Annotated in this window: 12 protein-coding genes; 3 read left to right on the forward strand and 9 right to left on the reverse strand. The window is 64.4% G+C overall.

All coding sequences use genetic code 11. The features are described from left to right. Nucleotides 1–16 precede the first annotated feature (16 nt). The 5 genes from AC1RWL_RS10010 to AC1RWL_RS10030 form a co-directional block, all read right to left on the reverse strand. The gene (locus tag AC1RWL_RS10010) at nucleotides 17–832 is read right to left on the reverse strand and encodes an ABC transporter permease (RefSeq protein ID WP_439616386.1); all 816 of its coding nucleotides are present in this window, start codon (nucleotides 830–832) and stop codon (nucleotides 17–19) included. Continuing rightward, nucleotides 822–1,772, reverse strand: coding sequence for an ABC transporter permease (locus AC1RWL_RS10015; protein WP_256117268.1), 951 nt, complete (start codon nucleotides 1,770–1,772; stop codon nucleotides 822–824). The genes AC1RWL_RS10010 and AC1RWL_RS10015 overlap by 11 nt, the downstream gene beginning before the upstream one ends. Next, a complete protein-coding gene (locus AC1RWL_RS10020; RefSeq protein ID WP_493094900.1) occupies nucleotides 1,769–2,767 on the reverse strand; it encodes an ABC transporter ATP-binding protein in 999 nt (332 codons plus the stop codon). The genes AC1RWL_RS10015 and AC1RWL_RS10020 overlap by 4 nt, the downstream gene beginning before the upstream one ends. Nucleotides 2,768–3,010: 243 nt before the next feature. Next, entirely contained in the window at nucleotides 3,011–4,171 is a 1,161-nt protein-coding gene (locus AC1RWL_RS10025; protein WP_256117266.1) for an ABC transporter substrate-binding protein, read from the reverse strand. 125 nt (nucleotides 4,172–4,296) lie between these two features. Next, nucleotides 4,297–5,205: a LysR family transcriptional regulator gene (locus AC1RWL_RS10030; protein WP_306031837.1), complete on the reverse strand. Its 909-nt coding sequence runs from the start codon at nucleotides 5,203–5,205 to the stop codon at nucleotides 4,297–4,299. A 123-nt stretch (nucleotides 5,206–5,328) separates the two neighbouring features. On the opposite strand from AC1RWL_RS10030, the gene AC1RWL_RS10035 reads away from it, so the two are divergent. From AC1RWL_RS10035 to AC1RWL_RS10045, 3 genes are read left to right on the forward strand one after another with little or no spacing between them, the layout of a single operon-like run. Next, on the forward strand, nucleotides 5,329–6,240 hold the full coding sequence (locus AC1RWL_RS10035; protein ID WP_493094899.1) for an alpha/beta hydrolase: 912 nt from the start codon (nucleotides 5,329–5,331) through the stop codon (nucleotides 6,238–6,240). Beyond that, nucleotides 6,237–6,653 (forward strand): ACT domain-containing protein, encoded by a 417-nt coding sequence (locus AC1RWL_RS10040; RefSeq protein WP_435267897.1) that lies wholly within the window; start codon nucleotides 6,237–6,239, stop codon nucleotides 6,651–6,653. Before AC1RWL_RS10035 ends, AC1RWL_RS10040 begins: the two co-directional genes overlap by 4 nt. Then, nucleotides 6,650–7,003 carry a PAAR domain-containing protein gene (locus tag AC1RWL_RS10045; protein ID WP_492646909.1) on the forward strand — a complete coding sequence of 118 codons (354 nt, stop codon included), beginning with the start codon at nucleotides 6,650–6,652 and terminating at the stop codon, nucleotides 7,001–7,003. Before AC1RWL_RS10040 ends, AC1RWL_RS10045 begins: the two co-directional genes overlap by 4 nt. A 187-nt stretch (nucleotides 7,004–7,190) precedes the next feature. Here AC1RWL_RS10045 and AC1RWL_RS10050 read toward each other — a convergent pair whose 3' ends face one another. The 4 genes from AC1RWL_RS10050 to AC1RWL_RS10065 are packed head-to-tail and all read right to left on the reverse strand — an operon-like array spanning nucleotide 7,191 to nucleotide 12,337. Next, nucleotides 7,191–8,822: an ABC transporter ATP-binding protein gene (locus AC1RWL_RS10050; RefSeq protein ID WP_493094898.1), complete on the reverse strand. Its 1,632-nt coding sequence runs from the start codon at nucleotides 8,820–8,822 to the stop codon at nucleotides 7,191–7,193. Further along, nucleotides 8,815–9,642 carry an ABC transporter permease gene (locus tag AC1RWL_RS10055; protein ID WP_256117258.1) on the reverse strand — a complete coding sequence of 276 codons (828 nt, stop codon included), beginning with the start codon at nucleotides 9,640–9,642 and terminating at the stop codon, nucleotides 8,815–8,817. The genes AC1RWL_RS10050 and AC1RWL_RS10055 overlap by 8 nt, the downstream gene beginning before the upstream one ends. Beyond that, the gene (locus AC1RWL_RS10060; protein ID WP_493094897.1) at nucleotides 9,639–10,748 is read right to left on the reverse strand and encodes an ABC transporter permease; all 1,110 of its coding nucleotides are present in this window, start codon (nucleotides 10,746–10,748) and stop codon (nucleotides 9,639–9,641) included. The genes AC1RWL_RS10055 and AC1RWL_RS10060 overlap by 4 nt, the downstream gene beginning before the upstream one ends. Beyond that, entirely contained in the window at nucleotides 10,748–12,337 is a 1,590-nt protein-coding gene (locus AC1RWL_RS10065; RefSeq protein WP_256117256.1) for an ABC transporter substrate-binding protein, read from the reverse strand. Before AC1RWL_RS10065 ends, AC1RWL_RS10060 begins: the two co-directional genes overlap by 1 nt. Nucleotides 12,338–12,571: the final 234 nt, after the last annotated feature.

Consider the following 12,571-nt stretch of genomic DNA (forward strand, 5'->3'; position numbering starts at 1 on the left):
GTTCTCCCTTGTGTCGTCATTTGCCGCCGCCGGCGACCTGGTCGCCGTCGCGGGTGAGGTAGTAGGCGCCGAGGATCGGCAGGAAGGTCAGCAGCACGACGACCATGGCGACGACGTTCGTCACCGGCCGCTGGCGCGGGCGCACGAGCTCCTCCAGCATCCAGATCGGCAGGGTCGATTGCTGGCCGGCGGTAAAGGTCGTCACGATCACCTCGTCGAACGAGAGCGCGAAGGCGAGCATTCCGCCGGCAAGCAGGGCGGTGCCGATATTCGGCAGGATGATGTAGCGGAAGGTCTGGAAGCCATCGGCGCCGAGATCCATCGACGCCTCGATCAGCGAGCCCGAGACGCGGCGGAAGCGGGCGACCGCATTGTTGTAGACGACCACGACGCAGAAGGTCGCGTGGCCGAGCACGATGGTCCAGAACGAGAAGGGGATTTCCGCGAAGGAAAAGGCCGAGCGCAGCGCGATGCCGGTGATGATGCCGGGCAGCGCGATCGGCAGGATGACGAGCAGCGAGATCGTCTCGCGGCCGAAGAATTTCGTCTGGCTGACCGCGGCGGCGCAAAGCGTGCCGAGCACCAGCGCGATAGCCGTCGAGATCGCGGCGACGCGTACCGAAAGGCCCATCGCGGCCCAGACATCCGGCCGGTTCCAGGTAACGGCGAACCATTGCAGCGTGTAGCCCGGTGGCGGGAACTGGTAGCTCTTCTCCTCAGTCGTGAAGGCATAGAGGAAGATCAGCAGGATCGGCAGGTGCAGGAAAGCGAGGCCGGCACCGGCGGCGATCTTCAGGCCCAGCGGCGCGGAGGTGTTTCGGTCAGAGCGCATCGAAGGCCCCCTGTCGCTTGGCCATCCAGAGATAGAGGCCCATGATGACGATCGGCACGACGGTGAAGGCGGCGGCGAGCGGGATGTTGCCGGCCGTACCCTGCTGGGCATAAACCGCCTGGCCGATGAAGAGCCGCGACGAGCCGATGATCTGCGGGATGATGTAGTCGCCCAAGGTTAGCGAGAAGGTGAAGATCGAGCCGGCGATGATGCCGGGCAGTGCCAAGGGGAAGAGCACATAGCGGAAGGTCTGCGCCGGGTGGCCGCCGAGATCGGCGGAGGCCTCGATCAGGTTGCCGGGCACGCGCTCCAGCGCTGCCTGGATCGGCAGGATCATGAAGGGCATCCACACATAGATGAAGACGATGAAGGTGCCGGTATAGCTGATCGACAGCGACGTGCCGCCGACGACCGGCAGCGACAGCCAGGCATCCAGCACCCACAGCAGGTTGAGCTTGGCGAGCGCCCAGGTGACGATACCTTCCTTGGCGAGGATCAGCTTCCAGGCATAGACCTTCACCAGATAGCTCGACCAGAGCGGTAGCATGACGCCGAGATAGAAGATGACCTTCCATTTTCCCCTGGCATACCGCGCCGCATAATAGGCGATCGGGAAGGCGATGACGGCGGAGGCGAGCGTCACCAGCACGGCCATGACGACGGTGCGCAGGATGATGTCGAAATTCGACGGGATGAGCAGCTGGCGATAGGTCGCGAGCGTGAACTCGTAGTTGATCAGCCCGGAAAAGTCGTCGATCGAGAAAAAGCTCTGCAACAGCAGCGCGAAGAGCGAGCCGAGATAGATGACGCCGAGCCAGAGGAGCGGCGGTGTCAGCATCAGGAGCAGCAGAATCTTCGGGTTGCGCCAGAAGAAATCCGAAAGCCGCCCGGAGGTGTTTTCGCGGCGCGCGAGGATGGAGGTGTCGGCGGCGATCGTCATTGGGCGCCGTCCATCTGGTGCAGGTCGTCGGCCAGGAAGGAGAAGGTGACCGTCTCGCCCTCGGCCGGCACCGCGAGCGAGGCCGGCACCATGGCGGCGACCCGGGCGCCCGCCGCCTCGACCGTCACGCGGTTCGCCGCGCCCAGAAAACTCGCGGCGACAACGCGGCCGGTGAAATGTTTGCGCCCCGGCCCGCTCTCGCCAAGCGCAATCGCTTCCGGGCGCAGGCTGGCATAGCCCTTGCCAAAGCCGAGGCCCGCCACGAAATCCGGCGGCAGCACATTGGAGGAGCCGACGAAATCCGCGACGAAGCGCGTCTTCGGCCGCTTGTAGACCTCTTCCGGCGTACCGAGCTGCTGGATTCTGCCGTCGTTGAACACGGCGATGCGGTCGGCCATGGAGAGCGCCTCGCCCTGGTCATGCGTGACGAAGACGAAGGTGATGCCGAGCGATTTCTGCAACGATTTCAGCTCTTCCTGCATCTGCTCGCGCAGTTTGAGGTCCAGCGCGCCGAGCGGTTCGTCGAGCAGCAGCACGCGGGGGCGGTTGACCAGCGCTCTTGCGAGCGCCACGCGCTGCCGCTGGCCGCCGGAAAGCTGGCCGGGCCGGCGCGTGCCGTAGCCGGGCAGTTTCACCATGGCGAGCGCCTCTTCGGCGGCCTTCAGCCGTTCCGCCTTGGCGACGCCCTTGACCATCAGCCCATAGGCGACGTTTTCGAGGATCGAGAGATGCGGGAACAGCGCATAGTCCTGGAACACCGTGTTGACGTTGCGCCGGTAGGGCGGCACGCCCTCCGCCGTCTCGCCGAAAATCTCGATATGGCCGGACGTCGGCTGCTCGAAGCCGGCCATCAGGCGCAGGCAGGTCGTCTTGCCGGACCCCGACGGCCCCAGCATGGCGAAGAACTCGCCCTCGGCAATCGCGAGATCCACGCTATCGACGGCGCGCACGGCACCGAAATGGCGGGAGACTTGCTGGAACAGGACGGCGGTCATGGGGGCTCCGGGTGTTATTTGGGCAAGGGCAGCGAGCGCCCATCGCAAATCGTCGTCATGGGTAGAAGACGGCGCAACTCGTCAATCTCCCCCCTTGTGGGGGAGATGCCCGGCAGGGCAGAGGGGGGTAACCCACCCGCTCCGTAAGATTTTGCCGCTTCGCGGCCACCCCCCTCTGTCACCTTCGGTGACATCTCCCCCACAAGGGGGGAGATCGGTTGGTGTATGCCGCGCCGTTCTAAATCAACGTCCGCCGATCACGCCGATATAGTCGGAGACCCAGCGGTGGTAGGGCACGCATTCGCTTTGGCTTTCGCACTTGGCGACCGGCGTGCGCCAGAAGTGAATCTTCTCGAAGTTCTCAAAACCGTTGGTCTTGCAGCCTTCGTCGGTGAGCAGCGCATTGCCCTTGCAGGCGGCCGGAACCGAAGGTACCGCGCCGAACCAGGCGGCGGCGTCACCCTGCACCTTGGCGGACAGCGAGTGTTCCATCCACATATAGGCGCAGTTCGGATGCTGGCTTTCGGCATGCAGCATGGTCGTGTCTGACCAGCCCGTCACGCCTTCTTCCGGGAAGGTCGAGGCGATCTTCTGCTTTTCCGCCTGCATCAGGTTCACCTGGAACGGCCAGGAGCCGGACGCCACAACGCCTTCGTTCTTGAAGTCGTCGATCTGGATCATCGCATCGTGCCAGTAGCGGCCGACGAGCGTGCGCTGGACGCGCAAGAGGTCGAGGGCGGCCTTGTACTGGTCTTCGTTGAGCTCGTAGGGATCCTTGATGCCGAGATCCGGCTTGTGCGCCATCAGGTATTGCGCGGCATCGGCAATATGGATCGGGCCGTCATAGGCCTGCACGCGGCCCTTGTTCGACTTGCCGTCCGGCAGCGTCATTTCTTCGAAGACGACGTTCCAGCTCTTCGGCGCCTCGTCCTTGAAGGCATCGGTGTTGTACATCAGCACATTCGGGCCCCAGAGATAGGGGGTGCCGTAGTGCACGCCATTCACCGTGTGCCAGGGCGCGTTCTGCAGGCGCTCGTCGACGGTTTTCCAGCTCGGGATGAGGTCGGTGTTGATCGGCTGGACGCGCTTGCCGGCGACAAGGCGGAGCGACGCGTCGCCCGAGGCGGTGACGAGGTCGAAGCCGCCTTCGTTCATCAGGGCGACCATTTCGTCGGAGGTTGCGGCGGTCTTCACGGTGACCTTGCAGCTTGTCTTCTTCTCGAATTCGGTGACCCAGTCGTAGTTCTTGTCCGTCTCGCCGCGCTCGATATAGCCGGCCCAGGCGACGATGGACACTTCGCCTTCGCCGGCGCCAAGCTCCTTCAGCGGCTCCTGGGCAAGGGCGGATGCGGTGAAGGCGAGCGAAAGGGTGAGCGCGGTGCAGGAATGCAGAAGTCGCTTCATGTCAGTCTCCCGGTGTGATCCGCTTCGTGCGGTATTGTTCCCGAAAGAAAAGGTGCCGCGATTTCGCCGCTTTCGCAAATTCATTAATCAGAATGTCGCTATCGGAAATTCCGAAACCGATAGCTTTATCGCCCGCGCCCGCTGCGTAAAGCCTCCGCCAGCCCCACAAAATCCCGCGCCGCCTGCGGCAGGCTGGAGCCCTTGCGCCAGACCATGCCGACCTGCACGACCGGCAGCGCGCCGGACACGTCGCGGCTTTCGATGCGGTCGCCTTCCAGCGACCAGGGGCGGTAGACGAGGTCGGGCAGGAGCGCTATGCCGGCGCCGGTGGCGACCAGGCTGCGCACGGCTTCCACCGAGCGGGTGCGGAAGGCGACATGGGGGCGGGCACCCAGCGCCGAGAGCAGCTTGCCCGTGTTCTCCTCGATTTCGTCGACGGTCAGCATGATCAGCGGTTCCTTGGCGATATCGCTGACGGAGATGATATCGGCGGAGACGAGGGGATGGCCGATCGGCAGCCAGAGCCGATAGGGCGAAGTCTCGATGATTTCCGCCTGAAGCGCCATGCGGTCGCGCAGGTTTGAGATGACCATGACCGCGACGTCGAGCTCGCCGCCGACCAGCAGGTGTTCGAGATAGGAGCCGTTGTCCTCGATGGCGCTGACATCGATGCCGGGGAAGGCGCGGCGGTAGCGGGAGAGCAGGTCCGACAGCACGTAGCCGGCGACGAGCGAGGTGACGCCGAGATTGAGCTGGCCCTTTTCGGCCGTGCGGTTGTCGGAGAAGGAGCGGCGCGCATCGGAGACGTCGGCGAGGATCTTTGTCGCGTGGCGCAGGAACTGGTGGCCGTTATGCGTCGTGGTCAGCCCGCGCGGGTGGCGATCGAACAGCTCGACGCCAAGATCGGATTCGAGTTCCTTGATCGCCTCGGTGATGGAGGATTGCGAGATCGAAAGGTTTTGCGCGGCGCGCGTCACCGAACCCTGTTCCGCGACGGCGACGAAATATTGCAATTGCCGGAAGGTGAATGCCATGGCGGCAGTTAATATGGCGGGGTCCGGCGAGGCAAGCGGCGAAAATTCCGTGGGAAAGCCGCTGACGGGACAGGTCTTGTTGCGTAGCATGGTTATGATGCCGGCAATCGACGAGGAGTTGCCATGACCGGACGTCCCATGCCCAGCGAAGCGGGCATTCTTGCCTTCCACCAGCGCTGCGAGGATTTTTATCCCGCCGATGCCGTCGATGCGGACATCGTGCAGCAGCGCGCCTGGTACAATGCGCTCTGCGCCGTCTTCGATGCGCCGGCGCCAGCGGGCATGGTCAAGGTGGACGGCCTCGTCGCGGAGCGCATTCCGGTCCGCCGCTACCGGCCGACTGTGGTCTCGACCGAGACGCGGCTGTTTTACATTCATGGCGGCGGCTTCGTCGTCGGGTCGCTCGACAGCCATGATGCGATCTGTGCCGAAATCTCCGAGGCAGCGGGGGCCGAACTTGTCTCCGTCGATTACCGGCTTTCGCCGGAGCACGTCTGGCCCGCCGCCTTCGACGATTGCTGGGCGGTGCTGATCGATCTTCTGCTGGAGCCGCATCCCGTCGTCGTCATCGGCGACAGCGCGGGCGGCAATCTTGCGGCCGGCATCGTGCTGCGGGCGCGCGATGAGGGGCTGAAGGGCATTGTCGGGCAGGCGCTGATCTATCCGGGCCTCGGCGGCGATCTGGTGTCGGGCTCCTATGAGGAGATGGCGGAGGCGCCGGGACTTTCGACGGCCGATACCAGCTATTACCGCGAGATCTACAAAGCGCCGAAGGATGACCCGCATGCCTTTCCGCTACGAGCGGAAAACCTGGCCAGCCTGCCGCCCGCCTTCATCACCGGTGCTTTCTTCGATCCGCTGCGTGATGATGCGCGGGCCTATGCGGCGCGGCTGGTGCTGGCCGGCGTGCCGGTGGAATTTCGCGAGGAGAAGCAGATGATCCATGCGTGGATTCGGGCGCGCTTCATGAGCGAAGGCGCGAAGGCCGGCTTTGCGGCGCTGTGCGATGCGGTCCGCCGGATGGCACGGCCATGAGCGGCGTCACCGACCTCGACGTGCTGCTCGCAACCATGGAGCCGGCGCTGGTGGAGGGCAGCTTCGTCTATGCCAGCGTGCCGGCGGGCGAGCTTGCGGCGCATCTGTCGCGCGGGCCGATCGGGCTTTTCCGCGAGGAGGAGGGCATCACGCTGATCCTGCCGGCCGATGCTGCGGATGGCCTTGCCGCCAGCCCGCCGATGCGGATGATCACGCTCACCGTACATTCCTCGCTGGAGGCCGTCGGCCTGACGGCGGCCTTTGCCACGGCGTTGACGGCAGACGGCATCAGCGCCAACGTGGTTGCCGGCTACCATCACGACCATATATTCGTGCCGGAGCGGGATGCCGAACGGGCGCTCGAAACCTTGCGGGCCTTGTCCCGTGCGGCGCGTGAAAAGGGAGAAGCATGATGAAGGTTCTGCGGTTTGCCGGTGTCGCCCTGGCATTCGGGATGTTTGCGGCGGGGCCGTCGCTGTCCTTTGCCGAGGATGCGGCCGTGCCCATCCCGGCTTGCGCCCTGTCCGGCTCGAAAAGCGTCTTCATCGGCGGCGCCCCGGCGCTGCGCCTCTCCGACGTGGTGAATTGCCCGCCGGAGCTTTACGAGATCGTGCCGAGCATCATGATCGAAGGCCAGCCCATGGTGAAATTCCGCAGTGGCGTCGGCGAGAAGGGCAATTGTACGGCGCGGGGGGATGAGACGGTGAGCGTCGAAGGCGGCTCTGCCAGCCGGCTTGGGGATGTGACCTGCACGCAGAATTGAGGGATTGAAGCCCGCCGGAGTTTGTTGGCGAGGCCAACCCCATCCTCTCCGTCATCCTTGGGCTTGACCCGAGGATCCACTGTTTGCGTCGAGTGATGGATCCTCGGGTCAAGCCCGAGGATGACGGAGGAGAGGTTTTCGGGTTTTTGACAGGCGGCGGCGGGTGACAAAGCCACCCGCCGCTTTGTCAGTTGCCGGCGCTTTCCATGCGTCGGGTCGTCAGCACCTTTTCCAGCCAGCCGATTTCCATCTCGGGAACGGATTTCAGCAGCAGGTCGGTATAATCGTCGAAAGGCGGTGACAGCACCTTTGACTTCGGGCCGAAGCGGACGAGTTTTCCCCGGTGCATCACGGCCACGCTGTCGGCAATCGCGCGTACGATGGCGATGTCGTGGGTGATGAACATGTAGGAGACGTGGGTTTCGTCCTGCAGTTTCAGCAGCAGTTTCAGGATGCCTTCGGCCACCAGCGGGTCGAGGGCGGAGGTGGGTTCGTCGCAGAGGATGAGTTCCGGCTGGGCCGCAAGTGCCCTTGCGATCGCCACGCGCTGCTTCTGGCCGCCGGAGAGCTCGGCCGGATAACGGTCGGCGAAGCGGCCGCCCATTTCGATCTGCTCCAGCAGTTCCTTCACCCGCTCGGTCTTCTTGGCGCCGCGCATGCCGTAGTAGAAGGTGAGCGGGCGGCCGACGATGTCGCGCACCGTCTGGCGCGGGTTCATCGCCGTGTCGGCCATCTGGTAGATCATCTGGACCCGGCGCAACTCGTCGTTCGACCGGCCCTTCAGCGCCTTCGGCAAGGGTTTGCCGTCGAAGCTGATCGTGCCCTCCTGTGGTGGCAGCAGGCCGGTGATGACGCGGGCGAGGGTGGATTTTCCCGAGCCCGATTCACCGACCACCGCCAGCGTCTGGCCCTTCGGCAGGTGCAGCGAGACGTTCTGCAACACCTTGAAACCGTTGGAATAACCGGCAGTGATGTTCTCCACCTTCAGAAGCGTATCCGACTGGTCGGGCGCCTCCTCGCGCTTGGTGCCGCGCACGTTGACCAGCGCGCGGGTATAGTCCTGGGTCGGCGCCTCGATGATCTGCTTCACCGAGCCGTATTCCACCATCTTGCCGTGCCGGAGCACGAGGATGTCGTCCGTGATCTGCGCCACGACGGCGAGGTCGTGGGTGATGTAGAGCGCGGCCGTATTCGTTTCTTCGATAGCGTGCTTGATGGCGGCAAGCACGTCGATCTGCGTCGTCACGTCGAGCGCGGTGGTCGGCTCGTCGAAGACGATGAGTTCCGGGTTCGGGCAGAGCGCCATGGCGGTCATGGCGCGCTGGAGCTGGCCGCCCGAGACCTGGTGCGGGTAGCGCTGGCCGAAGGTTTCCGGGCTTGGCAGGCCGAGCACCTTGAACAGGTAGAGCGCGCGCTTTTCCGCGTCCGCACGGCTCATGATGCCGTGTTTCAGCGAGGCCTCGATCACCTGCTCGCCGAGCCGGTGGGCGGGGTTGAAGGCCGCGGCCGCCGATTGCGCGACGTAGCAGACCTTGGCGCCGCGCACCTTGCGGATGCCGTTGGGGCCGAGCTTCAGCAGGTCCTGCCCGTTCAGCAGCACCTCGCCGCCGGTGATCCGCACCCCGCCGCGCCCATAGGCGAGGGCGGTGAGGCCGATCGTCGACTTGCCGGCGCCGGATTCGCCGATGAGGCCGAGCACCTTGCCCTTTTCCACGTCGAAGGACACGCCCTCGACGAGGGTAACGGTGCGCGGCGGCTCGCCCGGCGGGTAGCTGGTCGCCTCGATCTTGAGGTTCTTGACAGACAGCAGATCAGGCATCGCCGCGCCCTCCCTTGAGGCTCGAGGTGCGTTTCATCAGCCAGTCGACGACGAGGTTGACGCAGATGGCCAGCCCCGCAATCGCGCCACCCGGAATGAGGGCGGCCGAAATGCCGAAGATGATGCCATCCTTGTTGTCCTTCACCATGCCGCCCCAGTCCGCTGCCGGCGGCTGGATGCCGAGGCCGAGGAAGGAGAGGGTGGAGAGGAACAGGATGGAGAAGGCGAAGCGCAGGCCGAATTCGGCGAGCAGCGGCGAGAGCGTGTTGGGCAGGATTTCCCGGAAGATGATCCAGCCCGTGCCTTCGCCGCGAAGACGCGCCGCTTCCACGAACTCCATGACGGCCACATCGAGCGCCACGGCGCGGCCGATGCGGTAGACGCGGGTTGAGTCGAGGACCGCCATCACGAGGATGAGGATCCAGAGCTGCTGCGGCAGTACAGCGAGCACGACGAGCGCGAAGATCAGCGTCGGGATCGCCATCATCAGGTCGTTGAAGCGCGAGAAGATCTGGTCGATCAACCCGCCCGTCACCGCCGCGATGAAGGAGAGCAGCATGCCCAGCGAGAAGGAGAGCACGGTTGCCGCCAGCGCCACGAAGATCGTGGTGCGGGCGCCGAAGATCAGCCGCGAGAAGAGGTCGCGGCCGAGATTGTCGGTGCCGAGAAGATAGGCGCCGCCCATCGGCTCCCAGACGGAGCCGACGATCTGGCTTTCGCCATAGGGGGCGATGAGGGGGGCAAAGACGGCACAGAAGAGGGAGAGCGCGATGCCCAGGATGCCGACCCAGGCGCTGACGGGAATGGAGGAAAGTCTCATCGCGGGTGCCTCAATCTGGGGTTCGCGATGATCGCAAGGATATCGGCGAACATGTTGAGGAAGATGTAGAAGGCGGCGAAGATCAGGCCGCAGGCCTGCACCACCGGCATGTCGCGCACCGTCACGGCGTCGACCATGTACTGGCCCATGCCGGGATAGACGAAGACCACTTCCACGACGACGACGCCGACCACGAGATAGGCGAGGTTGAGTGCGATGACGTTGATGACCGGCGCCAGCGCGTTGGGAGCCGCATGTTTCGCGATGACGCGAAGGCTGCCGAGACCCTTGAGTTCGGCCGTCTCCACGTAAGCGGACGACATGACGTTGAGGATCGCGGCCCGCGTCATGCGCATCATGTGGGCGAGCACGACCAGCACCAGCGTTGCCGTCGGCAGCGCGATGGCGGAGAGGCGCTGGCCGATGGTCATCGATTCATAGACCGTCGCGGGGAAGGTCGCGACGCCCATCTGCACGGCGAAGAACAGGATCAGCAGGTAGCCGACGAAGAACTCGGGAAGCGAGATCGCCGCAAGCGAGATGACGTTGATGATCTTGTCCGGCAGGCGGTTTCGATATTGCACCGCCAGCATGCCGAGGCCGACGGCGAGCGGCACCGAGATGATGGCCGCGAAGAAGGCGAGGAACAGCGAATTGCCGAGGCGCTTGCCGATCTGCTCGCTGACCGAGTTTTTCGACGCCCAGGAATTGCCGAAATCACCCTGGACGGCGCCGCCGAGCCATTTGAAGTAGCGGGTGGTGGCCGGCTGGTCGAGGCCGAGATCCTTGCGGATGTTCTCGATGGCTTGCGGCGTGGCGGACTGGCCGAGATAGGTGGTGGCGAAGTCGCCGGGCAGGGCTTCCACGCCCCCGAAGATCATCAGGGACACGGCGAAGAGCAAAGCCACGCTGAGCGCGAAGCGTTGCAGAATGAGCGCAGCGAGGGGGCTGCTCTTGCTGAGTTTCGCCCAGAACGAGGGCGAACCTTCGTTGAAGGGGGCTCCAGTGGACGCAACCGACCCGGCAACGCCGACAGACTGCGGGGCTTCGCCCGCAGTCGTCGTTGCTGTCAGCTCCGGACCGTGCGCCGGTCCGCGGCCGGTCATCAGGCGTCGAGCCACACGCGGGTTGCGACATAGCCGTTCGACATGTCGTTGCCGATATCGTGCACGTAGCCCTTCACGTTCTTGCCGCAGGCGTTCACGAAGTCGTTGAACATCGGCAGGATCAGGCCGCCTTCGTCACGCACCATCATGGCCATGGTGCGGTACATTTCCTTGCGCTTGGCCTCGTCGAGTTCCGAGCGGGCCTCGAGAACCATCTTGTCGAAGTCTTCGCGCAGGAAACGCGTGTCGTTCCAGTCGGCCTTCGAGAGGTAAGCGGTCGAGTACATCTGGTCCTGGGTCGGGCGGCCGCCCCAGTAGGAGGTCGAGAAGGGCTGCACGTTCCAGACGTTCGACCAGTAGCCGTCGCCAGGCTCGCGCTTCACTTCGATCTCGATGCCGGCCTTCTTGGCGCTCTCCTGGTAGAGAACGGCGGCGTCGACGGCACCCGGGAAGGCGACGTCGGACGTGCGCAGCAGGACCGAGCCGCTGTGGCCCGACTTCTTGTAGTGGAAGGCCGCCTTGTCCGGGTCATAGGCGCGTTGCTCGATGCCTTCGGGGAAGAGGGCATAGGTCTCGTTGATCGGGAAGTCGTTGCCGATCTTGCCGTAGCCGCCGAGCACCTTTTCCAGCATCGTCTCGCGGTCCATCGCATATTTCAGCGCCAGACGCAGGTCGTTGTTGTCGAACGGCGCCGTGTTGCAATGCATGATGAACACGTAGTGGCCGCGGCCGGAGGTGGAGAGAATGTCCACGGTCGGCGCGCGCTTCAGGAGGTCGACGGTCTTCGGGTCGACGCGGTTGATGTAGTGCACCTGGCCGGAGGACAGCGCCGCGATACGGGCCGTCGCGTCATTCATCGCGATCATTTCGATCGAGTCGACGAAGCCGCGGTCCTGGCGCCAGTCATCCGCATTGCGCTCGAAGGTGGCGCGCACGCCGGCCTCGAAGCTCGTGACCTTGTAGGGGCCGGTGCCGATCATGGCGTTCGGATCGTCGAGGCCGCCATTCGGCTGGATGACGAGGTGGTAGTCGGTGAGCAGCAGCGGCAGGTCGGCATTGCCTTCCGTCAGCACGAGCACCAGCTTGTCGCCGTCGGCCTTGATTTCCTTGATCGACTTCATGACGCCGAGCGCACCCGATTCCGACTTCTCGTCGGTGTGGCGCTGCAGCGTCTTGATGACGTCGTCGACCGTCAGTTCCTTGCCGTCGTGGAATTTCACGCCCTTGCGGATGGCGAAGGTCCAGGTCGAGGCGTCGGCGGACGGCTCCCAGGATTCGGCAAGTGCCGGAACCGGCTTGCCGGTCAGCGGCTCGGATTCGACGAGCATGTCGCCCCAGTTGCGGCCGACGACGAACATGAACTGCGAGAGCGCCTTGGCGGGGTCCTTCGAGTCGGTCGCGGCAGCGCCTTCGAGGCCGAGTTTGAGGGCTCCGCCGCGCTTCGGCTCCTGCGCCTTGGCAGCGGTGTCGAACATGGTGCCGGCGACGGCGAGGGTGATGCCGAATGCAGCGGCACGGCCCATGAATTCGCGGCGGTTCATCTGGCCGAGCGTGACCTGGCTGGTGAGGTATTTGGTGTAATCAGTCATTCCCCTGTTCCCTTTTGCTGGCCCTGAAGTGGGCAATTGTTATTGTGATTGGCAGAATTTCTGTTTTTGGCCTCCATGGCAACCTCCCGTCCGAGATTTGTGACGGTGGCGGTGCATGTCCTCGTCTTCCGAAAGCCTCCTCTTCCTGCCGAGCAGCGGCCCTGTTCCATAAAGCTATTCAAATGCAGGGCGTCTGTAACGCCCTAATTTATCTTGGTCTTCCAAAAGCCTGGC

Source organism: Shinella sp. GW821-FHT10F02, from assembly GCF_058809275.1.

What these genes read in the sequence shown, in the direction of transcription:
- AC1RWL_RS10040 (WP_435267897.1), top strand. Translation starts at nt 6,237, where the DNA reads ATGAGCGGCGTCACCGACCTCGACGTGCTGCTCGCAACCATGGAGCCG.
- AC1RWL_RS10065 (WP_256117256.1), bottom strand. Translation starts at nt 12,337, where the DNA reads ATGACTGATTACACCAAATACCTCACCAGCCAGGTCACGCTCGGCCAG.
- AC1RWL_RS10010 (WP_439616386.1), bottom strand. Translation starts at nt 832, where the DNA reads ATGCGCTCTGACCGAAACACCTCCGCGCCGCTGGGCCTGAAGATCGCC.
- AC1RWL_RS10030 (WP_306031837.1), bottom strand. Translation starts at nt 5,205, where the DNA reads ATGGCATTCACCTTCCGGCAATTGCAATATTTCGTCGCCGTCGCGGAA.
- AC1RWL_RS10035 (WP_493094899.1), top strand. Translation starts at nt 5,329, where the DNA reads ATGACCGGACGTCCCATGCCCAGCGAAGCGGGCATTCTTGCCTTCCAC.
- AC1RWL_RS10045 (WP_492646909.1), top strand. Translation starts at nt 6,650, where the DNA reads ATGATGAAGGTTCTGCGGTTTGCCGGTGTCGCCCTGGCATTCGGGATG.
- AC1RWL_RS10060 (WP_493094897.1), bottom strand. Translation starts at nt 10,748, where the DNA reads ATGACCGGCCGCGGACCGGCGCACGGTCCGGAGCTGACAGCAACGACG.
- AC1RWL_RS10025 (WP_256117266.1), bottom strand. Translation starts at nt 4,171, where the DNA reads ATGAAGCGACTTCTGCATTCCTGCACCGCGCTCACCCTTTCGCTCGCC.
- AC1RWL_RS10015 (WP_256117268.1), bottom strand. Translation starts at nt 1,772, where the DNA reads ATGACGATCGCCGCCGACACCTCCATCCTCGCGCGCCGCGAAAACACC.
- AC1RWL_RS10055 (WP_256117258.1), bottom strand. Translation starts at nt 9,642, where the DNA reads ATGAGACTTTCCTCCATTCCCGTCAGCGCCTGGGTCGGCATCCTGGGC.
- AC1RWL_RS10050 (WP_493094898.1), bottom strand. Translation starts at nt 8,822, where the DNA reads ATGCCTGATCTGCTGTCTGTCAAGAACCTCAAGATCGAGGCGACCAGC.
- AC1RWL_RS10020 (WP_493094900.1), bottom strand. Translation starts at nt 2,767, where the DNA reads ATGACCGCCGTCCTGTTCCAGCAAGTCTCCCGCCATTTCGGTGCCGTG.